Source organism: Asticcacaulis aquihabitans, assembly GCF_032490435.1.
Lineage (GTDB): Bacteria > Pseudomonadota > Alphaproteobacteria > Caulobacterales > Caulobacteraceae > Asticcacaulis.
The window spans coordinates 1-25,072 of sequence record NZ_JAVGWM010000002.1 but is presented as its reverse complement, the minus strand read 5'-3'; the positions used below and the strand labels follow the sequence as shown (position 1 = coordinate 25,072).

24 protein-coding genes and 1 pseudogene are annotated in these 25,072 nt (G+C 57.6%); 22 read left to right on the top strand and 3 right to left on the bottom strand.

From position 1 onward, the window contains the following. Nucleotides 1-90 precede the first annotated feature (90 nt). The 20 genes from RCJ00_RS07215 (at nucleotide 91) to hypE (ending at nucleotide 19,780) form a co-directional block, all read left to right on the top strand. Complete coding sequence (locus RCJ00_RS07215) at nucleotides 91-1,434, top strand: sensor histidine kinase (RefSeq protein ID WP_316221119.1); 1,344 nt, start codon at nucleotides 91-93, stop codon at nucleotides 1,432-1,434. Next, nucleotides 1,427-2,431: an NADH-quinone oxidoreductase subunit B family protein gene (locus RCJ00_RS07210; protein ID WP_316221118.1), complete on the top strand. Its 1,005-nt coding sequence runs from the start codon at nucleotides 1,427-1,429 to the stop codon at nucleotides 2,429-2,431. The genes RCJ00_RS07215 and RCJ00_RS07210 overlap by 8 nt, the downstream gene beginning before the upstream one ends. Continuing rightward, nucleotides 2,428-3,876 (top strand): nickel-dependent hydrogenase large subunit, encoded by a 1,449-nt coding sequence (locus RCJ00_RS07205; RefSeq protein ID WP_316221117.1) that lies wholly within the window; start codon nucleotides 2,428-2,430, stop codon nucleotides 3,874-3,876. Before RCJ00_RS07210 ends, RCJ00_RS07205 begins: the two co-directional genes overlap by 4 nt. Further along, on the top strand, nucleotides 3,876-6,158 hold the full coding sequence (gene hypF, locus RCJ00_RS07200; RefSeq protein WP_316221116.1) for a carbamoyltransferase HypF: 2,283 nt from the start codon (nucleotides 3,876-3,878) through the stop codon (nucleotides 6,156-6,158). The genes RCJ00_RS07205 and hypF overlap by 1 nt, the downstream gene beginning before the upstream one ends. Before the next feature lie 182 nt (nucleotides 6,159-6,340). Continuing rightward, the gene (locus tag RCJ00_RS07195; RefSeq protein ID WP_316221115.1) at nucleotides 6,341-7,441 is read left to right on the top strand and encodes a hydrogenase small subunit; all 1,101 of its coding nucleotides are present in this window, start codon (nucleotides 6,341-6,343) and stop codon (nucleotides 7,439-7,441) included. Continuing rightward, on the top strand, nucleotides 7,442-9,256 hold the full coding sequence (locus RCJ00_RS07190; protein WP_316221114.1) for a nickel-dependent hydrogenase large subunit: 1,815 nt from the start codon (nucleotides 7,442-7,444) through the stop codon (nucleotides 9,254-9,256). It abuts the gene before it with no gap. A gap of 12 nt (nucleotides 9,257-9,268) precedes the next feature. Beyond that, nucleotides 9,269-9,847, top strand: a complete 579-nt coding sequence (locus tag RCJ00_RS07185; RefSeq protein ID WP_316221113.1) for a HupE/UreJ family protein — start codon at nucleotides 9,269-9,271, stop codon at nucleotides 9,845-9,847. 12 nt (nucleotides 9,848-9,859) lie between these two features. Continuing rightward, the gene (cybH, locus tag RCJ00_RS07180; RefSeq protein WP_316221112.1) at nucleotides 9,860-10,597 is read left to right on the top strand and encodes a Ni/Fe-hydrogenase, b-type cytochrome subunit; all 738 of its coding nucleotides are present in this window, start codon (nucleotides 9,860-9,862) and stop codon (nucleotides 10,595-10,597) included. Beyond that, nucleotides 10,594-11,220: a hydrogenase maturation protease gene (locus RCJ00_RS07175; protein WP_316221111.1), complete on the top strand. Its 627-nt coding sequence runs from the start codon at nucleotides 10,594-10,596 to the stop codon at nucleotides 11,218-11,220. The genes cybH and RCJ00_RS07175 overlap by 4 nt, the downstream gene beginning before the upstream one ends. Continuing rightward, nucleotides 11,220-11,543 carry a HypC/HybG/HupF family hydrogenase formation chaperone gene (locus tag RCJ00_RS07170; RefSeq protein ID WP_316221110.1) on the top strand — a complete coding sequence of 108 codons (324 nt, stop codon included), beginning with the start codon at nucleotides 11,220-11,222 and terminating at the stop codon, nucleotides 11,541-11,543. Before RCJ00_RS07175 ends, RCJ00_RS07170 begins: the two co-directional genes overlap by 1 nt. 17 nt (nucleotides 11,544-11,560) lie before the next feature. Further along, the gene (locus RCJ00_RS07165) at nucleotides 11,561-11,947 is read left to right on the top strand and encodes a thioredoxin domain-containing protein (RefSeq protein ID WP_316221109.1); all 387 of its coding nucleotides are present in this window, start codon (nucleotides 11,561-11,563) and stop codon (nucleotides 11,945-11,947) included. Between the two features lie 7 nt (nucleotides 11,948-11,954). Then, nucleotides 11,955-12,773 carry a hydrogenase expression/formation protein gene (locus tag RCJ00_RS07160; RefSeq protein ID WP_316221108.1) on the top strand — a complete coding sequence of 273 codons (819 nt, stop codon included), beginning with the start codon at nucleotides 11,955-11,957 and terminating at the stop codon, nucleotides 12,771-12,773. Then, nucleotides 12,770-13,720, top strand: coding sequence for a [NiFe]-hydrogenase assembly chaperone HybE (gene hybE, locus RCJ00_RS07155; protein WP_316221107.1), 951 nt, complete (start codon nucleotides 12,770-12,772; stop codon nucleotides 13,718-13,720). The genes RCJ00_RS07160 and hybE overlap by 4 nt, the downstream gene beginning before the upstream one ends. Before the next feature lie 4 nt (nucleotides 13,721-13,724). Further along, complete coding sequence (locus RCJ00_RS07150) at nucleotides 13,725-14,534, top strand: hypothetical protein (RefSeq protein WP_316221106.1); 810 nt, start codon at nucleotides 13,725-13,727, stop codon at nucleotides 14,532-14,534. A 1-nt stretch (nucleotide 14,535) separates the two neighbouring features. Further along, nucleotides 14,536-14,868 carry a hydrogenase maturation nickel metallochaperone HypA gene (gene hypA / locus RCJ00_RS07145; protein ID WP_316221105.1) on the top strand — a complete coding sequence of 111 codons (333 nt, stop codon included), beginning with the start codon at nucleotides 14,536-14,538 and terminating at the stop codon, nucleotides 14,866-14,868. Next, a complete protein-coding gene (gene hypB / locus RCJ00_RS07140) occupies nucleotides 14,868-15,788 on the top strand; it encodes a hydrogenase nickel incorporation protein HypB (protein WP_316221104.1) in 921 nt (306 codons plus the stop codon). Before hypA ends, hypB begins: the two co-directional genes overlap by 1 nt. A gap of 11 nt (nucleotides 15,789-15,799) precedes the next feature. Continuing rightward, nucleotides 15,800-17,311: a sigma-54-dependent transcriptional regulator gene (locus tag RCJ00_RS07135; RefSeq protein WP_316221103.1), complete on the top strand. Its 1,512-nt coding sequence runs from the start codon at nucleotides 15,800-15,802 to the stop codon at nucleotides 17,309-17,311. Between the two features lie 2 nt (nucleotides 17,312-17,313). Further along, a complete protein-coding gene (locus tag RCJ00_RS07130; RefSeq protein WP_316221102.1) occupies nucleotides 17,314-17,604 on the top strand; it encodes a HypC/HybG/HupF family hydrogenase formation chaperone in 291 nt (96 codons plus the stop codon). Beyond that, entirely contained in the window at nucleotides 17,601-18,734 is a 1,134-nt protein-coding gene (gene hypD / locus RCJ00_RS07125) for a hydrogenase formation protein HypD (protein ID WP_316221101.1), read from the top strand. The genes RCJ00_RS07130 and hypD overlap by 4 nt, the downstream gene beginning before the upstream one ends. After that, nucleotides 18,731-19,780 carry a hydrogenase expression/formation protein HypE gene (gene hypE / locus RCJ00_RS07120; RefSeq protein ID WP_316221100.1) on the top strand — a complete coding sequence of 350 codons (1,050 nt, stop codon included), beginning with the start codon at nucleotides 18,731-18,733 and terminating at the stop codon, nucleotides 19,778-19,780. The genes hypD and hypE overlap by 4 nt, the downstream gene beginning before the upstream one ends. Before the next feature lie 669 nt (nucleotides 19,781-20,449). Here hypE and RCJ00_RS07115 read toward each other — a convergent pair. The 3 genes from RCJ00_RS07115 to RCJ00_RS07105 form a co-directional block, all read right to left on the bottom strand. Continuing rightward, nucleotides 20,450-20,644, bottom strand: a complete 195-nt coding sequence (locus RCJ00_RS07115; protein ID WP_316221099.1) for a hypothetical protein — start codon at nucleotides 20,642-20,644, stop codon at nucleotides 20,450-20,452. A 178-nt stretch (nucleotides 20,645-20,822) separates the two neighbouring features. Continuing rightward, nucleotides 20,823-21,179, bottom strand: coding sequence for a hypothetical protein (locus tag RCJ00_RS07110; RefSeq protein WP_316221098.1), 357 nt, complete (start codon nucleotides 21,177-21,179; stop codon nucleotides 20,823-20,825). A 90-nt stretch (nucleotides 21,180-21,269) separates the two neighbouring features. Continuing rightward, a complete protein-coding gene (locus tag RCJ00_RS07105) occupies nucleotides 21,270-21,548 on the bottom strand; it encodes an RHS repeat domain-containing protein (RefSeq protein WP_316221097.1) in 279 nt (92 codons plus the stop codon). Nucleotides 21,549-22,091: 543 nt separating this feature from the next. Between RCJ00_RS07105 and RCJ00_RS07100 the strand changes: the two genes are divergently transcribed. Continuing rightward, nucleotides 22,092-24,266 (top strand): hypothetical protein, encoded by a 2,175-nt coding sequence (locus tag RCJ00_RS07100; protein ID WP_316221096.1) that lies wholly within the window; start codon nucleotides 22,092-22,094, stop codon nucleotides 24,264-24,266. Nucleotides 24,267-24,280: 14 nt separating this feature from the next. Then, nucleotides 24,281-25,072 (top strand): annotated as a pseudogene (locus tag RCJ00_RS07095) (RHS repeat domain-containing protein); the annotation flags it as partial.

Here is a 25,072-nt window from a genome sequence, read left to right as displayed (position 1 = left end):
GGGCGTCCCGACATGTCGGTATTGGCGCTGGCGGTCTGAGTTTTGAAGCAGGACTGGCGACCTGACGTCGATTGCGTTAGGTTATCGCCAATGACCCGAAATTCTCATCACGCCGATGCCAGTTCAGACACGATTCCGGTGTCGGAAGCCGCTTGGCTCGATGTGATCCGTCAGATGGATCAGACCTATTCGGGACTGATCGACTACCAGGTCGAACTCGAAAAGAAGAATGCCGACCTGGAAGCCATGCGCCAGTTCATGGATTCGGTTCTTGAATCCATGACTGACATTCTGATCGTGTGCGATCGAAATGGCCTCATTATCCAGTTGAACAAGATGGCGGCGCGACTGGCGGGCCTTTCTGACGGCTCTACGACAACCGGTACGATCTTCGACCTTGTCGCGGTCTCCAGTCATGAGGCGCTAAACGCCATGCTCGGCCGCGCGTCTCAGGCAGCGCCCGCCATGTCCGAGGAAATCGTTCTGCACACCACAGATGGCGAGGCGCCGTTTGAGGTTTCGGCATCGCCCCGACGCGACGCGCGGGGGCGACTGCTTGGAGTTGTCCTTATTGGCCGGCATGTCGGCGAGCTTCGCACAGCCTATTCCGCGTTGAATTTAGCGCACGATCAGTTGAAAGATGCGCAGGCGCAACTGGTCAATTCTGAAAAAATGGCATCGCTTGGTCGCCTGGTCTCTGGCGTGGCGCACGAACTGAATAATCCGATCAGTTTCGTCTATGGCAATACCCATGCTCTGGAGCGATATGTCGATCGATTGGAAACCTATTTCAATGCCGTCGAACAAGGGGCGACACGCGAAGAGCTCGTTACGCTCCGTCATAGTTTGAAGCTCGGAAAAACGGTCGCGCGCCTCCGCGACGCCGCATCTGGCGCGTTGGAAGGCGCAGAGCGCGTTCGCGATATCGTGGAACAGCTACGGCGATTTTCAGGCACGGGCCGCGCGCCGCCAGAGCCTTTCGACCTCGTCACTACGGTTCAGACCGCCGTGGGATGGGTTACGCGTACACAAAGGCCCGATCTGGTGATTGATTGGAGCATGCCGACCGCCCTTATCGTGACGGGTCGGTCCGGCCACATTCAGCAGGTCGTGATGAACATTATCCAAAATGCCCTAGATGCAACCGAAGCCGTACAAAACCCGCGCATCGCGATCCAATTGGCAAGCGAAGGCGCCCAAGCGGTGTTGCGGATTTCTGATAATGGCCCGGGGCTTAGCGATGATGTTCGCGATAAGCTGTTTGAACCGTTTTTCACGACGAAGCCGGTCGGCAAGGGGACAGGCCTGGGCATGTCGATCAGCTACCGGATCGTTGCGGACCATGGCGGTCGATTGAGCGCAAGCAATGCCGAGGATGGTGGCGCGCTTTTCGAACTTAGTTTGCCGATCGAAGGAGCGGGGACCGATGGGTAAGAAAACGGTTCTCTGGCTACAATCGGGGGGCTGCGGCGGGTGCACGATGTCGCTTCTGTGCGCACAGACACCGAACCTGTTCAGCGTACTGGACGACTTTGGGCTCGAAATGCTCTGGCATCCCTCGCTCAGCGAGGAAAGCAGCGAAGGGGTCATCGGTTTGCTGGAAGATATCTGCGCCGGCCGCCGCAAGGTGGATATTTTGTGTTTCGAAGGCTCGGTTATGCGCGGCCCCAATAACACGGGACGTTTCCACATGCTGGCCGGAACGGGGCGACCGATGATCGACTGGTTGCGCGATCTGGCGCCATTGGCGGCGCATGTCGTGGCGGTGGGCACATGTGCAGCCTTTGGCGGAATTACGTCTGCTGGCGCCAACATCACGGATGCCTGCGGCCTGCAATATGAGGGGTATCAGCCGGGGGGCGCTCTCGGCGACGCTTTCCGCGCCAGAGCGGGGCTCCCCGTCATCAATATTGCCGGTTGCCCCACCCATCCCAATTGGGTGCTGGAGACCTTCATGATGCTGGCGGATGAAAGTTTGCGTGCTGAAGACCTAGATCCCTTGAACCGGCCGCGTTTTTATGCGGACCACCTGGTTCATCATGGCTGTTCGCGCAATGAGTATTACGAATTCAAGGCCAGCGCGACCCGCCTGTCCGAGCTTGGATGCATGATGGAAAACCTGGGGTGCGTCGGCACCCAGGCGCACGGGGATTGCAATACCCGCGCCTGGAACGGCGAGGGCTCGTGCACGCGCGGCGGCTATCCGTGTATAAACTGCACGGCGCCCGAATTCGAGGAGCCAAACCGGGTCTTCACACAAACCCCGAAGATCGGCAATATTCCGATCGGGCTGCCAACCGACATGCCAAAGGCTTGGTTCATAGCCCTGGCGTCGCTGTCCAAAGCGGCCACACCTCGGCGTCTACGCGTCAACGCGACGTCGCACCGCCTGATCGAGGCGCCCTCCGTCAAAGATTCCCAACTCAAATGACTGAACAGACTGCTCCGCGGCGTATTCTCGCCGGGCCATTCAACCGTGTTGAAGGCGACCTGGAAATTCGGCTCGATATCGACGGGGATGCCGTCCGTGCGGCCTACGTTAATTCACCTCTTTTTCGCGGGTTTGAGCGCATACTTGAAGGCAAGGACCCGCGCGACGCCTTGACAATCGTCCCGCGTATTTGCGGAATCTGCTCGGTTTCCCAATCCGTGGCGGCGGCGAGGGCGCTCGGGGCGGCAGCTGGGATTTCACCTCCGATCAATGGTGAGCGCGTCACATCGCTCCTGCACGCCGTTGAGAATATGGCGGATCACCTGACCCATTTCTATCTGTTCTTTATGGCCGACTTCGCCCGTCAGGCCTATTCTGGCCGGGCGTGGCACGATGAGATCAGCCGCCTGTTCCAAGCAAAAACAGGGGTTGCTGTCCGGCAGGCGGTTGATGCGAGGGCGCAGCTTCTGACCATTATGGGCCTATTGGCCGGCAAATGGCCCCATACTCTGTCGATTCAGCCTGGCGGTGTCACGAAGGCGCCGGATGCACGCGATCGCGTACGATGCCTGGCCATCATGCGCGCATTCCGTCATTGGCTGGAGGCGAATCTATTCGGGGCTAGCCTGGAGGCCTTTATCGCCTTGGATTCGCGACAGGCTCTGGAGGCATGGACCGCCGGTCACATCGGACTCTTTTTGCGGATTTCCGAAGATCTGGACCTGGGCCGCCTGGGCCCCGGCGCGCCTCGATTCATGTCCTACGGCGCGTACGAGATCGCCGGGACACACCTGTTCAAAGCCGGGCTGAACGTCGACGGTGTAGAGGGCATACTCGATACCCGGCGTATCGTAGAGGACCTGTCGCATAGCTGGATGCTCGGCCAGACTAGCCATCCGTTTGACGGGTCCACGATACCTGACGAAGCCATGCGTAATGAGGCCTATAGCTGGTGCAAGGCGCCACGTTACGACGGCCAGACGGTCGAGGTCGGCGCCTTCGCTCGTCAGCTCATTGATGGGCACCCGCTGGCATCGGCGTTACTGCATAACGGGTGCGCCAACGTACGGGCGCGAGTCGTCGGTCGCGCCCTCGAGCTCGCGTTGAGCGTCGTGGCCTGCGAACGATGGATAAGGGATATCGAGGTCACGTCGGACTTTATATCACCGGCACAAATACCTGATTTTGCTCAAGTTACGGGTTTATGTGAAGCGGCACGTGGGTCGCTGGGCCATTGGCTGACCATCCGCGACGGCCGCATTGCCGGCTATCAGATCGTGGCCCCCACGACATGGAACTTTTCCCCTCGGGATGGCCACGGCGTCCCCGGCGCCCTGGAGATGGCCCTAGTCGGCGCCCGTGTTACCGATGGGGAACAAACCCCGCTTAGCGTGCAGCATATCGTGCGATCCTTCGACCCGTGTATGGTGTGCACAGTCCATTGATGTGCGCTGAACGGATCCGGGTCAGAGGAACGGTGCAAGGCGTTGGCTTTAGGCCTTTCGTCTGGCAGTTGGCCGCCCGGTTTGGCATAAGGGGCGATGTCAGCAACGATGGCGAAGGCGTCATCATCCGGGCGACGGGGGCTGATCTTGAGGGCTTCGTCGCGGCCTTGAGTGCCGAGGCACCGAGGCTGTCGCGTATCGCCTCTATTGAACGTGCGCCCATTGCCCCCTTTTCGTCGGCGGGATTTACGATCGTCGAAACGCAAGGCGGGACGCGGCGCACAGGAATCACACCGGATGCGGCCCTGTGCAGCGCCTGCGCCGATGAGATTAACGATCCGGCCGCCCGGCGTTTTGCCTACCCGTTCACCAATTGCACCCACTGCGGTCCGCGGTTCTCAATCATTGATTCCATACCCTATGATCGTGCGGCAACCCGTATGCGGGCCTTCACCATGTGTGCCGCGTGTCTTTCCGAATATAGCGATCCCGCCGACCGCCGGTTTCATGCTCAGCCGATCGCCTGTCCTGACTGTGGGCCGCACCTGGATCGTTCGCTTGAAGAGGCGGTGAGTGCCCTTAAAGCCGGCAAAATCATCGCCATAAAAGGGCTGGGGGGATTTCATCTGGCCTGCGACGCGACAAATGAGCTGGCCGTCGCAACCTTGCGGACGCGCAAACACAGACCCCATAAACCCTTCGCCGTAATGGTAGCCGACCTCGACAGCGTACGTGCCCATTCCAGCCCAACCGCGTTTGAAGCCTTGTTGTTGTCGGACCAGGCTGCACCGATTGTGCTCATTGACGGCAAAAGAGGTCTTGCGCCGTCTGTTGCGCCGACGCTTGAGCGCGTGGGATGGATGCTGGCCTACACGCCGCTGCATGCCCTTATATGTCGGGCCGTTGACCGGCCTCTGGTCATGACGAGTGGCAATATCAGCGGTGAACCTCAGGTCATCGATAACACGGAAGCTCTGGAAAAACTGTCCATATTTGCGGACACCTTTCTGATGCACGATCGCGAGATAGCCCGGCGCCTGGACGATTCGGTTGCCTCTATAGATGCCGGCGAACTGCGCGTTCACCGCAGGGCCCGGGGATTTGCGCCGGCGCCCCTCGACATGCCCCACGGATTGCGCGACGCGGGGCCAATCCTTGCCTTGGGAGGTGAACTCAAGGCGGCCGTCTGCCTCACCTTTGGCGATGGGAGCGGCGAGGCCATCTTGTCCCACCATCTGGGCGATCTCGAAGACGCCTTGACTTATGACGAATTCGAAAAAGCCATAGATGACTATACCGAGTTGTTCGACCATGTCCCCCAGGCCATCGCCTGTGACTTGCATCCCCAATACAGGTCTACTGAAAAGGCCGAGGCGCTGGCGGCAATAGCGGGAGTGCCTCTTATCCGCATTCAGCATCACCATGCCCATATCGCGTCCTGTATGGCTGAGAACGGTTGGCCGGCGGACGGCCAGAAAGTACTGGGCCTTGCCTTCGATGGCGCGGGATATGGCAGTGACGGCACCGTCTGGGGCGGCGAATGGTTAGTTTGCGACTATCTCACTTTCGAACACGTAGCCTGCCTGAAGCCTGTTGCACTGCCGGGAGGAGAGGCTGCCGCACGGGCGCCGTGGCGCAACCTTCTGGCCCAGATGGTCTCGGCTTTTGGTGAAGAAGAGGGGCTTGCACGTCTAAATCAACTGGGGTTAGCGGACGCGCTTCGCGATAAGGCGGTCGCACCAGTGAGCGCTCAGATTCGGTCGGGTCTGAACAGTCCCATGACCAGTTCAGCCGGTCGCCTGTTCGACGCCGTCGCCGCGGCTTTGCGCTTGAGCTTTGACGCTGTCAGCTTCGAGGGGCAAGCCGCCATGCAACTGGAAAGCCTGGCCATTGCGGGGGAATGGTCGTCGGCCTACCCGTTTGCCACCCGTGAACATAAGGGGGAGCTCTGTCTCGACCCGACACCTATGTGGCTGGCCTTGCAGGCGGATGTGGTACAGGGCGCTGCTGCGGGCGAGATATCCTGGCGCTTTCATGCTGGCCTTGCTCAGTCTTCAGCGGCGCTTGCGGCGGCCTTGGCGCAAAAGCATGGGGTCGGCACCGTCGCCTTGTCGGGAGGCGTCATGCAAAACCGCCTTTTATTGTCACTGCTTATCGAGGCATTGGAGGGTAGGGGGCTAAGCGTTTTGACTCATCGCCAGGTGCCCAGCAACGACGGCGGACTCGCTTTTGGGCAAGCGGCCGTGGCGGCGGCCATTATTGCGAATAATTCGCGTTATTAGTGGAAAGTAATCTTCCATTTATAGCCAGTCAATCGGAAGAGTTGTATTCGAATTGCTGCGATAGCGAAATAATAAGATATTGTTTTTTATAACTTTAAAATACTTTATTCGGAAAATAATTAGCGATTGAGGGCTGGTAAATCACCGTGCTAACTATCTCGAATAGTGGCAGGGGAATATCCATGGCTCAACTGGAAACCTTTTATGACGTAATGCGCCGGCAGGGCATCTCCCGCCGGTCCTTCTTGAAATTCTGTTCGTTGACGGCCACCGCTCTGGGGCTTGGCCCACTCTACACCGCCCGCATTGCGCAAGCGATGGAGACCAAGCCGCGTACGCCGGTGATCTGGCTACATGGGCTTGAATGCACGTGCTGTTCCGAATCCTTTATTCGTTCGGCCCACCCGCTCGTAAAGGACGTTGTCCTGTCGATGATTTCGCTCGACTACGACGATACCTTGATGGCCGCAGCCGGCCATCAAGCGGAGGCCGCGCTAGAAGACACCATCGAAAAATACAAAGGGCAATATATCCTGGCGGTCGAGGGCAATCCGCCGCTCAACGAAGACGGCATGTTCTGTATTATTGGTGGCAAGCCCTTCGTCGAGCAGTTGAAGCACGCCGCGCAAAACGCAAAGGCCATCATCTCCTGGGGCTCCTGCGCCAGTCATGGTTGCGTCCAGGCGGCACGGCCCAATCCGACTCGAGCCGTTCCGGTGCACAAGGTGATTACGGACAAGCCGATCATCAAAGTGCCTGGTTGTCCTCCGATTGCTGAGGTTATGACCGGGGTCATTACCTATATGCTGACCTTCGATCGTCTGCCGGAGCTTGACCGCACCGGGCGACCGAAAATGTTCTATTCTCAGCGCATCCACGATAAATGCTACCGCCGTCCGCACTTCGACGCCGGCCAGTTCGTCGAGCACTTTGATGACGAGGGCGCGCGTCGTGGCTATTGCCTCTATAAGATGGGGTGCAAAGGGCCTACGACCTACAATGCCTGTTCGACCGTGCAGTGGAACGAAGGCACGAGCTTCCCCATCAAGGCTGGCCACGGCTGCATCGGCTGTTCCGAAGACGGCTTCTGGGACAAGGGGTCATGGTACGCCCGTCTGACCGACATCCATGCCTTCGGCGTTGAAGCCAATGCCGACAAGATCGGCGGCACCGTTGCCGGCGCGATTGGCGCCACGGTTGCCGTCCACGCCGCCATCTCGGCGCTCAAGCGCGCTCAAACGAAATCGGCCAGCAAGTCTGTCCAAAAAATGGATACGCACTAAATGTCACTGCATCAAACGCCCAACGGGTTTCAGCTTGATAATGGCGGTCGCCGCATCGTCGTCGATCCGGTCACGCGCATCGAAGGCCACATGCGTTGCGAAGTCAACGTTGACAGTAATAATATTATCCGTAACGCGGTCTCGACCGGGACCATGTGGCGCGGTCTGGAGGTCATCCTAAAGGGCCGCGATCCGCGTGACGCCTGGGCCTTCGTCGAACGCATCTGCGGGGTATGCACAGGCTGCCATGCCTTGGCCTCTGTGCGCGCTGTCGAAAATGCGCTTGGCATCGACATTCCGCACAATGCCTACCTGATCCGCGAGATCATGGCCAAGGTGCTGCAAATTCACGATCATATCGTCCACTTCTATCACTTGCACGCGCTCGACTGGGTCAATCCCGTCAACGCGCTCAAGGCGGATCCCAAGGCGACATCAGCCTTGCAACAGATGGTCTCGCCCAGCCATCCGAATTCGTCTCCCGGCTATTTCCGCGACGTCCAGACTCGCTTGAAGCAGTTTGTCGAGTCTGGTCAGCTCGGGATTTTCAAAAACGGATATTGGGGCAACCCGGCGTATCAGCTCTCGCCCGAAGCGGATCTGATGGCGGTCACCCATTATCTGGAAGCGCTCGACTTCCAGAAGAATATCGTCAAGGTCCATACGATCTTTGGCGGCAAGAACCCGCATCCCAACTACATGGTCGGCGGTGTGCCCTGCGCTATCAATATTGACGGCGACATGGCCGCCGGCGCCCCATTGAACATGGAGCGCCTGAATTTCGTGCAGGCGCGGCTCCAGGAAGCTCTGGCCTTTACGGTCAATGTCTATATTCCCGACGTGATCGCCATCGCCTCCTTCTACAAGGGCTGGCTCTACGGCGGTGGACTGTCCGCAAAGAACGTCATGGACTATGGCGACTACGCCAAGGTCAAGGGTGACAAGTCAACGGATAAGCTGCCGGGTGGCGTGATCCTCAACGGCAACTGGAATGAGGTATTCCCGATCGATCCTGCCGACCCGGAACAGGTCCAGGAATTCGTACAGCACTCATGGTACAAGTATCCTGACGAGGCAAAGGGCCTTCATCCTTGGGACGGTGTCACCGAGCCACATTATGAACTCGGCGCCAAGGCCGTCGGGACGAAAACCAATATTCAGGCGCTCGATGAAGAAGCTAAATATTCCTGGATAAAGTCGCCCCGCTGGCGCGGCCATGCCGTCGAAGTCGGGCCTTTAGCGCGCTACATCATCGCCTATGCCAAGGGCGTGGATTTTGTGAAAAATCAGGTCGATACGTCGCTGGCTGCCTTCAACAAGCTTGCGGGCACCAACCTGACGCCCAAGCAGGCCCTGCCGTCCACCATCGGCCGCACCCTGGCGCGGGCGCTGGAGTGCCAGTACGCCGCAGAAATGGCTCTGGACGACTACAACGCCCTCATCGCCAACATCAGGAATGGCGATTCCTCGACCGCCAATATCGAGAAATGGGATCCCAAGACCTGGCCGAAGGAAGCCAAGGGGTACGGCACGGTGGCCGCCCCGCGCGGCGCGCTTGGCCACTGGATCCGCATCAAGGACGGCAAGATCGAAAACTACCAGTGCGTCGTGCCGACCACGTGGAACGGCTCACCGCGCGACCCCAAAGGGAATATCGGCGCATTCGAAGCCTCGCTTCTGGGAACCCCCATGGCGCGTCCGGAAGAACCGGTCGAAATCCTGCGCACCCTGCATTCCTTTGACCCTTGTCTGGCCTGTTCTACGCACGTGATGAGCGAAGACGGGGCGGATCTGACCACTGTAACCGTTCGCTGAGAGGCATAGCACATGAAGAAGCCTATATATTGGGTCGCCGCGCTGTCGGCCTTAGCCGCAACGCCCGCCTTGGCACACCCTGGGCATTTGAACGGGGAGGGCCCTGTGGCGGCCGCCCTTGACGGACTGATCCACCCTTTAACCGGCGCCGATCACTTGCTGGCCATGGTCGCTGTCGGCTTCTGGGCCGCTCAATACAGCCAACGCAAAGGCCTTTGGTTACCTGCGGGTTTCGTGACGGGTATGCTTGTGGGCGCGCTGCTTGGGTTCTCGGGTCTCAACCTACCGGGCTTTGAGGCCGCCATTGCGCTCAGCCTATGCACCATCGGCGCGGGTCTGGTCTTCCGGGACAGATTGCCGATTATTGCAGCCGGCGCCGTCTGCGCGGCGGCTGGCCTTTTCCATGGTTATGCCCATGCGCGTGAAGCCGGGGGCAGCGCCTTGCCGTTTGTCATCGGTTTCGCGGTGACGACAAGCCTGCTGCACCTGGCAGGGGGGCTGATGGGCGTGTGGGCTGGCCGGCTACGTCACGCAGCACCGCTTGTCGGTGGCGTGGTGGCCGTCGCCGGCCTCGTTTTACTCGCCAGCTAGGAGCGCAAGGGGATGTCTGACAATCGCAAGAGTGAGTCGCTGTCGGGTTTTGGTCCGACGCACGGCGTCCAGGCCTCACACGTGACCTCGGTCTATGTCTACGAGGCGCCGCTGCGCTTATGGCACTGGACAAATGCTGCGGCAATTGTTGTCCTGGCCATCACCGGTTTCCTGATCGGCTCCCCCTTGCCGTCCCAGCCCGGCGACCCGTCTTCAAGCTTTTTGATGGGCTATATCCGCTTCGCCCATTTCACGGCCGCTTACGTTTTCGCCATTGGCTTCCTGTTTCGCATCTATTGGGCCTTTGTCGGCAACAGCCATGCCCGCCAAATGTTCATTGTCCCGGTAAAGAGCGGGGCCTGGTGGAAAGAGGTCCTGTTCGAGCTGCGGTGGTATCTGTTTCTCGAAAAGCGACCAAAGAAATATGTCGGGCATAACCCGCTGGCCCAAATCGCCATGTTCGTCTTTATCGTTTTGGGGTCCATCTGGATGATTTTCACCGGATTCGCTCTATACGGCGAAGGGGCGCAAGCTGGAAGCTGGGCGAGCCGGGTTTTCGGCTGGGCCATTCCGCTTGCGGGGCAAAGTCAGGACGTCCACACCCTGCATCACCTGGGCATGTGGTTCATCATCGCCTTCATCATCATCCATGTCTACGTTGCTATCCGCGAAGACATCATGTCGCGCCAGAGCCTTGTTTCAACAATGATTTCGGGCGAGCGCACCTTCAAGGATGATGATCCCGAATGACCGCCCAAAATACAGTAAGCATCTTGGTAATGGGCATTGGCAACGTGCTGTGGGCCGATGAAGGCTTTGGTGTCAGGGCGGTGGAGACGTTCAACGCGCTTTATGATTGTCCGGAGACGGTGTCAGTCGTGGATGGGGGTACCCAGGGCCTGTATCTATTGCCGCATGTCGAGGCTTGCGATGCTTTGATACTGTTCGATGCGATCGATTATGGCCTGCCGTCGGGGACGCTCAAGGTCATATGCGACGACGAGGTCCCGGCCTTCATGGGCGCCAAGAAAATGTCGTTGCATCAGACCGGGTTTCAGGAAGTTCTGGCCACCGCCGAACTTCTCGGGTGGAAGCCCAGGCGACGCGTGCTGATCGGCGTTCAGCCGGCCGAGATAGACGATTACGGCGGTTCGTTGCGCCCAATCGTCGACTCCGCTATCGAGCCCGCCATCGCTGTGGCCGTCGAAGAGCTCAAGGCGCTTGGTGCGACCGTCACGCGCCGTCGCGCATCCGTCGAAGCGCTCGGCCCGGACGCTCTCGACCGTGCGCTCTATGAGACGGAGCGGCCTTCGGCGGCCGAAGCCTGTCGCATTGGCGATCCTCGCTTCCTTGATATTCAGGCGGGCGACTGATGTGCATTGGCCGTCCGATGAAGGTTTACATCACTAACGGCTTTGACCTGGCCGCCTGCGAAGACCGCGGGACTAGAACCGACGTGGATATTAGTCTTACTCCCGACGTACAAGTCGATCAGTGGGTGCTCGTTTTCCTCGGCGCGTCTCGACAGATTTTAAGCGATGAGAAGGCGGCAGAAATCTGCGACGCCCTCGCGGCGCTCGAAGCCGCGACCCAAGGCGCAAACCTTGATCGCTTCTTCACCGATCTAACAAACGGCGAACCCAGCCTGCCCCCACATATGGAAGCGGCCCGTTTGTCGGGACGCACCACAGTTTAAAGTTTTGGAGACCGACCATGTCCAGCCCGCTTATCGAACAGTTGATTACGCGCCATGGCTGCGCGCGCCTCGATGCGGCGGGTCTAGACGCGTTTATCTCGGCACCGGGCGTCGGCGCTTTGGTTGTGACGGGTGATCCCGCCACCAATCTGGAATCCGATGACCTTGCCGTTATTGTTCCCGAGCTCATGAAAACCTTCCCGGGCGCCTTTCGGACAGGCGTGGTCGATCGCGATCTGGAAAAGGAGGTTCGGCACCGCTTCGACGTTTGGGCGACGCCGGCTCTGATCTTTGTCGAAAGCGGACGCATGCTCGCGGCCCTGCCGAAGGTGCGCGACTGGAACGAATACCTTGTCGAGATGCGCCGCATGCTCGATCTCCCATCCCCCTCCTTGACGCACTGAGACCCCCATGGCCAATTTCATGTTTCCCCCTCAAGGTTTTGGCCCCGGCACCCAGCCGGCTGCGGAGGACGGGGAGGAGCTGGACTACCTCGCCATGCCGTCAGGCATGCAGACTTTCAGCCCGCATATTCCCTATCTCGAAGACCCGGCCGCGGCGCAGGGCGCGGTCGCCTTCCTGTCTGAACTGGCTGACAAGGCATCGGCCTGGACGGTGAGCGGCGGCGCCCAGGCGGCGACCTATGACCATCTCGATTCTACCAATCAGGGCGTGCTGCGGGAGGTTTTGGGCGAGGGCGAGGTCTCCATCGTCATTGAATACCCCAAGCGTGTGGAAGTCCAGGAATCGGTGTTTACCGGCGTTTGGCGCATCATGCGCAACGGGCGAGAGCATATCGAGATTGGGGCGATCCCCGATGCCGTCCTCATGGCGCCGCAAGTGCATCTGTCGGATTTGCCGCAACCCGGGCCGGGCGTCGTCAATGCGCCGGCCATTATAACCGAAATTCTCGATCAGGTGGAAAACCCGCAAGGCGACAGTCACGTCATCAATCTCACGCTGCTACCGCATACACCTCAGGATCTTGACTATCTCGATGTGGTTCTGGGCCGAGGGGGCGTGACCATTCTGTCCCGTGGGTATGGCAATTGTCGCATTGATCGCTGTGCGCATCCGCACATCTGGCGCGTCCGTTACTACAATTCTCAGGACATACTTATTCTCGACACGATCGAAATCACCGATATTCCCGATGTCGCCTGCGCGGCGCCGGAAGACATCCGTGACGCAGCGTCTCGTCTGAAAAACGTTTCGGAGGCGTTGACATGAGTCTGGTCCATCGTTTCGAAGGCTCTTTCGCGGGGGATGATAGTCGTCTGACCGATGATGCGGTACTCGAATGCAAGATTTGCTGGTATACTTACGATCCTGCCATGGGCGATGACGTCCGTCAGATCGAACCTGGTACCCCGTTCACACGATTACCCAGCGACTGGTGTTGTCCGCAGTGCGATGGCGCGCGCGACCAGTTCATGGTCGTTTTGTCGGAAGACGACGCCCCTTCAAAGACAATCGTATCGACTGAGGCGGATACCATAGTGCGTCAGGCGACGGCCAGAGGCCAGGTCCTAGCCGCGGCCTTTCGTGAAGTCTACCTCAACAAAATGCGCGACACGCCCATGTCCAACGCTTCGCTCAGTGTCGAAGCCGTCGGCTTTCGGCCGTTTGGCAAACGTGTGCTGGGCGTCTTGGTTGCCCCCTGGTGTATGAACCTCATCGTCATGCCGGCGCCCGACGAGGATTGGCGGGCAATGCACATAGGGGATAAGCGCATCCTGTCCTTTCCCTCGGGCGATTACGAGTTTGTTTTCAACGACCGAAGCACAACCGGACCTTACCTGGCGTGCTCGCTCTTTTCGCCCATGACCGAGTTTCCCAATCAGCTCCATGCGACGGACGTGGCCCGCGCCGTTCTTATCTCCCTGTTCGATACCGCGCACCGCGACGAGGTCTATGACGCTGACGATATCCGGGCACGGCGCGAACTCGAGCTGAGTGTCATAACCACGCCAGATCCTATGGAGCCCGCGCCTGTTGTAGACCCTGTCGCACAAAGCGCAGCGGCTGACGATACGAACCGGGCCGCGACCGCAAAATGGGCCGTCACGCCGTCGCGACGGGCACTATTCACTGGGGGAGTGTCCGACCGAAGGGCAGTGTCCGCGGTGCCGTCCGATTTGGATTCCCCCTCGGCTGTCGAAGCGGCGAGAGATTAAGCCGATGTCGGCGGAGTTGCGTATAGTTATCGACGATGACAACCCCGGGGATCCATTGTCCCTGCGTGTACCGGCCCGGCCAAATCCAGCTGCGACCGTCATAGGCAAGACGACCGTACAGGCCATGGCCTTACTACCGCTTCTTTTCAACCTGTGTCCGTCTGCCCATCGGCTGGCTGCGGCCATGGCCATGGATGCGACGATCGAGATGGACTGGCCAAGGCACCTGTTGCGTGATGACCTGCGTGAACAAGCCCTGGTTATTCTGCGTGACTGGCCCATTGCCCTGCGCGAGGTGCCCGACGCGGACTCGTTGCGTGGTCTGTCCCTGCTTGCCCCCGACCGGCTTTCGCAGTTGGCGCAGTCTCTTCAGGCCTTTGGAAATCGGGCGATATCGGTCGTTGCCAACTGGGAGAAAGCCTGGGGCTATTGGGACAATCAAAGCCTGGTGGAGCGCATGCAGAGCTTTCTTGCCAATGCCCTGTCACTTTGTGACCGCTTGCGGCATGACCAGTGCGGCGGGGGGTATGGCAGTGAGGCGGCGGGTGAAGGATGGGCACTGGCGGCGCGCGGCCGTCTTATACATCGTGCCGTGGTCTCCAATGGACGTATTACAGCCTATGGCATCGATACGCCAACTGAGCGGATGATACAGGACGGTTCACTGAAAGGCCTTTTGGTTTCGGCTTGGCGGTCTCCGGTAAGCGTGCGAAAATCTGTTTTCGACCTCGCCTTGGCGTGCGCCAACCCGTGTGTCGAAATCAAGATTTCACCGGCATCAGCCGGCACGACAAAGGGAGGCGCCGGTGCATGAGATGTCGATCTGCGAAAGCATCGTTCAGAGCATCGAATCCCACGCCCGCAGCGATGACTTTACCAAAGTGTTGCGTTTGCGCCTGGAAATCGGCTGCTTCGGAGGCATCGAGATTGAGGCCTTGAGGTTTGGTTTCGACGTAGTGACACGCGGGACCTGTGCAGAAGGCGCGGAACTGGACATACTCAGTTTACCCGGCAAGGCCTGGTGTTTCGGTTGCGACACTGGGTTCGACACCGAAAGTCGTGTTAGCGATTGTCCGGTGTGCGGCAGCGGCCGTATCCGGGTAACCGGTGGAGACGAGTTGCGTATCAAAGATATGGAGGTGATCTGATGTGTACAGTATGCGGGTGTTCTGGCGAGGGCGCTAAGATGGAAGACGGCCACAAGGCGCACGATCATGGCCACCACCATGGGCATCACCACGACCACGACCATCACGACCATCACGACCACGATCACCACCACGGCGCGTCAGGCGATCTGGATTACGGCTCGGGTCCCGCCCATGCCCACGCACCGGGCCTGTCGCAGGCTCGAATGATTGAGATCGAAACCAATATCCTCGCCAAGAATGATGGCTATGCGCAGGAAAACCGGCAAAGGCTTGAGGCCGCGTCCATACTGGCGCTCAATCTCGTGTCCAGCCCAGGTTCCGGCAAGACCACGCTCTTGGTCGAAACGATCCGGAAACTGGACGGCACGATTCCCGTCGCCGTTATCGAAGGGGATCAGCAAACCGCCAATGATGCCGATCGGATAAGGGCCACAGGCGTGCGTGCGCTTCAGATTAATACGGGAAAAGGGTGCCATCTCGATGCCCATATGGTGGGCCATGCCATCGAGCATCTTCAACCCACCGCGCAGTCTGTACTCTTCATCGAAAACGTCGGCAATCTCGTCTGTCCAGCTGCCTTTGATCTGGGCGAGGCCGCCAAGGTGGCGATCTTGTCCGTCACTGAAGGCGAAGACAAGCCGTTGAAATATCCGGACATGTTTGCTGCGGCAAAACTGATGATCCTGAACAAGACTGACCTTTTGCCTCATCTGGATTTTGATATCGAGGCCTGTGAGGCCAATGCCCGCCGTGTCAATCCCGATATCGCCATCATACGTCTGTCCGCCCGCACGGGTGAGGGGATGGACGCGTGGATGGAATGGATTCGCGCTCAACAGGTTGTTGGACTCGAACGCCTGATTTCCGATGCCGAAGCGCGACTTGCCGACCTGCGCGCTGCGCGCAGCAACGTTTAGGAAGCCCCGTCATGGATATTGTACCCGCCGTTCTGGTCGTGGATGATGAAATCCGCTCCGTAGAAGCCATAGAGCTTAATCTCGAGGACGAATTTCGGGTGCTAACGGCAACCAGTGCCGCGCAGGCGCTCGAATTACTCGAGAACGAATGGATCGGCGTTGTCATCTCCGACCAGCGCATGCCCGGTATGTCCGGGGTCGATTTTCTGACCCAGGTGCGCGAACGCTGGCCCGATGTCGTGCGCATCCTGATCACCGGCTATACCGATGTCGAAGACATCGTCAAATCGGTCAATGAGTCGGGGATTTACCAGTTCATCGCCAAGCCCTGGCATCCGGACGAACTGATACTGGCGGCGCGGAACGGCTTGGCGCTTAATCGCTTGCAGCACGACAACGAACGCCTGATGCTTGAGCTGCGCATGGTGGCGCCGGCGGTGGAGGACCGTCTGAAAGCCCGTCAGGCCCAAGCCGAGGACGCCTTCAGTTTTCAGACGGTGATCCGCGGGGCGCATTCGTCTATGAATGCGGCGTGCGCCCTGGCCGAAAAGGTGGCAGGCTTCGATATTCCGGTTCTTATCCAGGGGGAAACCGGAACCGGAAAGTCCCTGATCGCCCGCGGCATTCACTATGGTAGTCCGCGCCAAGCCGCTCCGTTTTTTGCCGCGACATGTACCGGTCTCAGCGACGAAGCGCTCGAAAGCGAATTGTTCGGACACCGCAAAGGTGCCTTCGCCGGCGCCACGGAAAGCCGGGTTGGTTTGTTTGAGCAGGCGCACGGTGGCACGGTGCTTTTGCACGACATCGCCGATATCAGCCCTACATTTCAGATGAAGCTGATGCGCTTCCTGAAAGAGGGCGAAATTAGGCCTTTTGGTTCGAACATCGCGCGGACTGTCAATGTGCGTGTCCTTGCGGCGACGCGGCGAGATCTAAAGGCCGACGTTGCCGCAGGCCTGTTTCGTGAAGACCTCTATTATCGCCTGGCCGTCAGCCCCATCCTGTTGCCGCCATTGCGCGAGCGCCGCGAAGATATAGCAGCCATTGCCACGGAATTGCTTCAGCGGGCGACGCTGCGTTACGGAAAGCCGGTGGCAGGTTTTACGCGTGAAGCGCTGGCCGTACTCCGTCGCTATAGCTGGCCCGGCAACATCCGTGAGCTCGAAAATCAGATCGCGCGCATGTTGATGCTAAGTGGAACGGCCACCTTGGGCGCGGAGCTTATCGACACCCATATCCTTCATGCCGAAGGTCCAGAAGCGGTTCCGGATGAAGTCGCCGAAGCCATGTTGGGCGGGGGCGGCGATCTTAAGGACCGGGTCGAGCGCATGGAGGCGCGCATTTTGCGCGAAACCCTTATCCGCCATCGCTGGAACAAGTCGCGGGCTGCCGAAGAACTGGGATTATCGCGCGTCGGACTACGGGCAAAACTTGACCGCTATGGCATCTCGGATGGTCGTGTCTCCGCTGTTGACGATCGCGTTGTTGCCCTGCCCACGCGCCAGCTTGGCCGGGAGGTCTGACCATGTGCCTCGGTATTCCGGCTCAAGTGGTAGCCATCTCAGATCCTGACCATTGCATGGGCGTGGTCGATATCTCCGGGGTGCGCCGCGAAGCGGACCTCACCTGTGTTGCGGGCGACAATCTCGATGATCTCGTGGGAGCCTGGGTGCTTGTTCATGTCGGGTTTGCCATGAGTATCATCGATGAAGACGAGGCGCGGACAACGCTGGAGCTTCTGGCCGCCCTGGGTGACGCCGAGGCCGAGCTGGCGGCGATGCGCGATAGCCAGGCATCCCTTGAGGCAAGCCAATGAAATATCTCGACGAATTTCGCGACCCGGAGCTGGCGGGGGCGCTCCTTGACCGGATTTCCCGACTTGTGGCAGAAGCGGGGGGCACCCGCGAAAAACCGCTCTACATCATGGAAATCTGCGGGGGGCATACCCATGCCATCTTCCGCTATGGCTTGGACCGCATGGTGCCGGAAGGCCTTGAATTCATTCATGGTCCGGGTTGCCCCGTATGCGTTCTCCCCATGAGCCGGGTTGATGACTGCGTCGATATCGCCGAACGCGACGGTGTGATCTTTTGCACCTTCGGCGATGCCATGCGGGTGCCCGGAACGCGCAAATCCTTGATGCAGGCCCGCGCCGAGGGCTGCGATATCCGCATGGTCTATTCGCCGTTGGATGCCCTGGCCCTGGCGCGCCGCCATCCCGATCGCGAAGTTGTGTTCTTCGGCCTCGGTTTCGAGACCACGATGCCAGCGACGGCCCTGACTCTCCTGCACGCCCATGCCGAAGGCGTGCGAAACTTTACGCTTTTCTGCAATCATGTCCTCGTCCCACCCCCGATCCGTGCGCTTTTGTCCGACCCCGACATGCGCATCGATGGCTTCGTTGGACCGGGGCATGTCTCAATGGTAATCGGCAATGCCCCTTACAATTTCGTTGCCGATGTCTTTGGCAAACCGCTTGTCGTTGCCGGGTTCGAACCGCTTGATCTCCTGCAGGCGGTTGCCATGGTTTTGCAGCAGATTGTCGATGGGCGGGCGCAAATCGAAAACCAATATGCGCGGATCGTCCCCGAAGGCGGAAACCCGGCTGCGTTGAAAGCTATCGATACCGTATTTGAGGTGCGGGCAAGTTTTGATTGGCGTGGCCTCGGCGAGATCGACAACTCAGGCGTCAAAATTCGCGACGCCTTTCGTGACTTCGACGCCGAAGTTCGCTTCGGCGTTGGGTATGCTCTGGGTGAGGCGTCAGGTCGAGAACCGGAGGGATGTCGCTGCGGCGACGTCATCAAGGGCCAGATCAAACCCCTGGCCTGTCCTAAATACGGCGTCGAATGCCGGCCTGAACATCCGCTTGGGGCGCTGATGGTATCTTCGGAAGGCGCTTGCGCCGCCTATTTCCAGTACGGAGGCGAACGGCCGGCCGCATGAATAAGCCCTATATCCATAAAATCACCTCCAAGACCGTGACCATGGCCCATGGCGGCGGTGGCAAGGCCATGCGCGACCTCATTGAGGACGTCTTTGTCAGCCGCTTTCGCAACCCCGAAACCGGCGATATGGAAGACCAGGCGCGACTGGACCCCGGTGACCTGATCCGTGCGGGCGGGCGCCTGGCGTTTACGACGGACGGCTTCGTTGTCGATCCGTTGCAGTTCCCCGGTGGCGATATCGGTAAATTGGCGGTGTGGGGCACGGTCAACGACCTCGCGGTCGGGGGCGCGGTTCCCAAATGGTTGTCCGCCGCCTTCATTATCGAAGAGGGCATGGATGTCGAACAGTTGCGCGCGATCGCTCAATCCATGCGCGATGCGGCCGATAGGGCGGGGGTGGCCATTGTCACAGGCGATACAAAGGTCGTCGCGCGCGGCGCTGCCGACAAGGTCTTCATTACGACAGCGGGGGTCGGCGTCATCGCCCCGGGTGTTGAGCTTGCGGCCACCAAGGTCCAGCCGGGTGACGTCGCCATCGTCAACGGATTTCTCGGGCACCATGGCGCGGCCATCTTGCAGGCGCGCGGGGACATGCAGCTGGAAAGCGGCATAAGCAGTGACTGCGCGCCGCTTAATGCCCTGATGCAAACGGCCATGAGGGCAGCACCCAACCTGCGCTGCGCCCGGGACGCGACAAGGGGCGGGCTCGCCTCCGCCCTCAATGAAATAGCTGATGCATCCAATTTGGTCATAAAGCTTGACGAACAGGCCCTGCCTCTCAAGGCAGACATTCGTGGCTTTTGTGAAATACTGGGTTTCGATCCTCTATACCTTGCCAATGAAGGACGTCTGGTCCTTTTCGTCCCGCCATCGGAAGCCGAAGCCGCCCTAGCGGCCATGCGCAGCGTGCCGGAAGGTGTCGATAGCGTCATCATTGGCCATGCGCACTCTGGCAAGACGCCGCGTGTCGAGATGAAGACAGCCTTTGGCGGAACGCGGATCGTAGACATGCTGGTGGGGGAACAATTACCCAGAATTTGCTGATCGGCGTCGAATAATTTCCGCCTCGCAAACAGATTGGGTGTCAGGTGCTATTGAACGCGTTTCAATATCGCTTTCCGAAAAGTGTGCACCATTCGGAATAAAAGTCGCTTAAAAGCAATGACTTGAACAGACATGTCCGATCTGAATCAAATTGGAATGGTGTCTCACATTCCCGGTCGTTGCGCACTTGCGACATCGTATACCTTCCATCACCGGTATTATGTTGTGACGGAATTGACACATGCATGGCGAATTTAAGGCCAACAGTTTACAGTATACGATATATGTTATTTCAGCGATTGCGCCTCCGTCGCCACGATTATGCCCTGTGGCAACGATCCGGGTATCCCGCCATTGGGGTTCTGATTTATTTGAAAATGGCTCGGGGATGCGGGTTTCGACCACCGGCATAATGTCACATTTTAAGTGTCAGTTCAATTTTAGCGGGTATTTGACCATTCGATACCGGGTGATAGAAGGGGGCTTATATTCTCGTCAATATGATATGACAAAGTGGGTTGGGGCTATGACCAAACCGACTCGGTGTCGCCCCAAACCGAACACGTACCAGTGCCACTGACTGTGATCTGCTTTTTTAGTCCATAGGCTGACATCAGTGCCGCAAGCAAGGCTTGGCCAGCAGCTGTCGAGCCGTTGAACACCCAGCGGTTACCAACTTGGCGCAGCTGTCCTTGTCCCAGACATTTGAAAGAACACAATGCCGGACGCATTGACGGTGACATCGGTAATATTTCCCGCTGTAGCGTCAGACGCCTTCGCCAATACAGGGTGCAGAAGTAATGAAAAAATGGTGGCCACAGCGCCGAAGGTTTTAAATCTTTTAGATTCGCGAATATTTTGCATAAAAACCCTTTTTATTTGATATTTGTCGACCGTTTTGGAAGACCTTTTAACCTGGCATTACCGCGACGCGTCCCGAATAAAACTAATGTGCGGGTGTTTTCCTTAAACGTGGAACAAAATTCTCTATTACTGAACCGGTTGTGATTTTATCTACGCGCAAATCTATTTAATTGCGCAGTTAGTCCGCAACGTTGAAGAACATCACCGTTTCCGTATCGCTCCAGATCGTACATGTTCCCGTGCCGTGAACCGAAATTTGTTTATGAAGTGTATAGGCAGTCAGGAGAACAGAGGCGTACGCCTGGCCGGCCGTTGTGCTGGCATCCAAAGCATAGCGCTGTTGTAGGCCGGGGCCGGAGCAAGCGGGTAATGGGTTCGTCCGGGTGCCGGAGGTATAGAACAGTATTGCGCCATTATTCATGGCATAAAGATTACTGATATAGCCGAAACTAGCGTCTGTAGCGAAGGCCTGCGGAATCGCATAGGCAAAGAGAGCACTAAGCGCAACTAGTGTCGCCGTGATTGGTCTTTTCATAGCATTTCTCATTTGAAGGGGAACGACGGGAATCACATGCTTAAGCAGGGGCATACAATTCAGATATTTGCTTTGTGTTGAACGTAAATTTTATGGAACAGGAATAACGACCCCGCCCAGCAAAGGCAAAACAACAACCTTTGTGGCTGTCGGGGTGGTACCGGCTACGCGCACGACCTGAGTGCGGTTACCGGCGGCATCATAGCTGTAGGTAATTTTCGTGCCGTCAGGATAATTGACCTCAATCACACGTCCCAGCGCGTCGTACTTATAGGTTGTGTCGCCGGCAAGGCTCGGGGATGCGGACAGAGTGGAAATAATTATAACCGCGGCGGACACAACACCTTTAAGGCGATCGATTTTGCGCATAAATTCCCTCCAACAACTATCTTCGCTTCACGGAAGCTAAGCCAAAACAAGGGGTTGGCAAGTGAAAATTCCACCGCATTTCCCCGCCCAGTCCCAGAAACATTGCGGCTAAAATATGTCAATTAAAACAAGGCGTACTGCTTAACACAGGCGGAGGCACATCTCTGGCGAGATTATTTTGTTGGCAGACGCCAGTTTCCATGATTATTTTACCGCCGCATGGCGGCTTGAGGGGAACGAGAATGCGCGCGTCGTCCGGACTATCCATTAGCTTTCTAGCCTTGACGGTGGCGTTAACGGAAGTTCTGCGGTGGTAGACGATCAAGCGTCGCCAAAGGTGCAGACAAAAGTCTCCGGCAGTGGCAGCCCATACATCTACACCAATCAGTCCTGGAAAGTTTATACCTTCCTCCCGTCAGTGGCTCGGTTGTTTTGGAACCAGGGCATATTTGGCCGGAACTCAGGCCATGGCATTCGAATGACGGCGAAAGTTTGCCAGTGATAAATAACAGAACAATAACCGGAACTCAGGGTTAAAAGCGCATGCAACAGAATTCTACTCAGCGCTCGGCATTTGATTTGAACGGCGTGACGCCTAGGCGGCAACGTAGCCTGCAATTGGGCTCGGCTAAAAGCCTTGCGGTATTTGTGGCGGCAATTGGCGTGTGTGGCGGAGCCTTAGCGGATGAGATCCACGCACCGCCTCCACCAGCCCCTACGGCGGTTGTTGATGCAAACAACGTGAACCTGATTTCCGGATCTCCGGTGACGCGCCAGCCGAGCTTATCGACGGCCGGTTTGTCCGATACGATGGGAAATACAGGCCACACTTGGAAGGGCATGGTTACCGACTATAACGATAGCTTTGCAGGCTATATTGCAGATATCAATCATAATGTGGCCAATCCGAGCCAGACTGGAAATCTGCCAATTGTTATCGGTGGAAAGGGATTCCAGCTAGGCGTAGACATATTCGCTGGCAATTGCACAGGCGCGATCTGCACCTATTGGGACAAGGATGGGGTAGCCTACCTATTCGACACGACAAAAAAGTCGGACGGCTATGACGGTATCGCCGTCAAAATCGGGGTGTTGGTGCAAATCAACAAACCGGACGGCGAAACAATCAAAATAAACCTGATCGCGTCCAGCAAGTCCTTTGCGGTGTCTGGCGGCACCAATAATCAACAGTACACAGTATATTCACTTTATCTATATTACCCGTCGACAGTTATCAGCAGTAACGGATGGATGGCAAAGTATGAATATACGACCCAAACTGAACCGCTAACCGGTACCGTAGGGAGCTACATTGCTTACGCGCCGAATAAAATTTACCTGATCAATACTGCCATCGATTATTGCGATCCCGCAGCAACAACTTGCACGTCCGTCAATTCTACGCGTTGGCCAACTTGGAATATCAGCAACCGAACGGTCTTCAAGGATGGATCAAACAATCCGATCGGTCAGTTTTCGCCAGATTCGTATACACTTCCTTCCGGCGTGTCATACAGTTACCCGGTTGCATGGCACACCCACCGGGTCACCGATGCTAATGTTCAAGGTCGGCACACTGCCTACAGTTACAGCTGGCCGGATGGCCAGGTAGGCTCCGCTCCCTATATCATCACGGCAACGAAGCCGGACGGAGCAAGTTATTCAATTCGTTCAGAGAAATTCAACTACATGTTCTTTGGTAGTGCCACTGACTTCACATACTTCTATCTTGACCAACCCTCTTCATTTACCAATGAACTAGGCGCTGTCACACGCTATGAGTACTTCGCCGATAATACAGCGGACAAAGCTGACAACCGCAGTTTGAAACGTGTGATTTCGCCCGAGGCGACATATTCTGGGTCAACGCTGACGGGTGGCTATACGGAATATGGTTATGACGGTCGCCGCAATGTGACTTCTGTCTCTGTCTATCCGAAGGGGGGCGGCACGCCACAGGTGACCTCTTACGAATATGAAGCGTCTTGTAGCTCGGCGACCTATATCTACTGCAACAAGGTCAAGAAAATTACGGATCCCCGGGGCAATGTCACCACCCTGACTTACTCAACGGTGCATGGTCAGGTTCTGACTGAAACGGGGGCAGCGGATGCCTCCGGCGTTCGCATTCAGAAACGGTACACCTATACGCAGCTGTATCCGAAGGTACTAAATTCCAGCCTGACTCTGGTCAACTCGACACCAGCGTGGCGCTTAACGAAGGTGTCAACGTGCCGGTCCGCGACCTCGGCCGATCCGGCTTCTTGCGTAGGCACGGCGCAAGAGACAGTGACTGAGTATGAGTACAACACCAATAACCTGCTGCTGAGCAAAACAACGGTTCGGGCAGGGAACGCGAATGTTTCCCAACCATACTCGGAAACAAACTCTTGGCAGAGCTCATCCTTTACTTATGATCTTGTGGGCAACCAGGTTTCTGTCGATGGGCCTCGTACCGATGTCGACGACCGGACCTACACCACCTACGATGTCCGCCGTCGCAAAATTTTTGAAATTGGTGCGGATCCGGATGGATCGGGGCCGATGACACGCCAGGTAGTTAGGCATTGGTATGACGATGATGACCGTGAATATCGCACTGAAGTGGGAACAGGCAACGCAACGGATGGCTCTGACTTCGTAGTCAGCTCTTTCACCCGCATGAGCTATGACTCCACGTCCGGGTTACTTGTCAAGACTGAGGTGGGGCAGCCGTGATGAGGGGATATATCATGAAAAGGTTCCTACTATGCGTGGCCGGTCTTTTAGGCATTGGCCTCAGCCAACCAGCTTTGGCTGAAACAATCATAAGTGTCACTCAAGTCAGTTACGATGGTGTCGGCCGGAAAGAGTGCGTAACCACCCGCATGAATTCGGCGGTCTTTGGCTCTCTCCCCGCGAGCGCCTGCACGCTTGGGACGGCAGGAACACAAGGGTCTGACCGGATAACCAAGACGGTCTATGACCTGGCCGGACAGGTGACGCAGCTCGTTCAGGCGTATGGCACGACCGACCAGCGGGTCTATTCCTCCTTCGCCTATTCCCCGAACGGCAAGGTGACCGACACGGTGGATGCCAACGGCAACCGTACCCACATGGAATATGATGGCTTCGATCGGCTGATCTATTATCGCTATCCATCACCGACTCGCCCTTCAGCCTTCAATCCGTCGACTTCCGCCAATGCCATATCGACGGCGGGGGGCTATAGTACGACCGATTACGAGCAGTATGGCTATGACAACAACGGTAACAAGACGAGCTATCGCCGTCGCGATGGCAACACCATCCTCTACACCTACGACAACCTGAACCGTGAAATCGTCAAGGATATGCCTGGCGGCACAGCAGACGACCTCTATACCGCTTATGATGGCTTGGGTCATATCGTCTATAAGCGGTTCGTCTCTTCAAGCGGCTCGGGCGTCAGCTATGCCTATGACGGCTTGGGGCGCGTCAACTCCGCAACGGATATGAACGGTCGGACGCTGTCGCTGGGATATTTATCTAACTCCGCTAGGCAA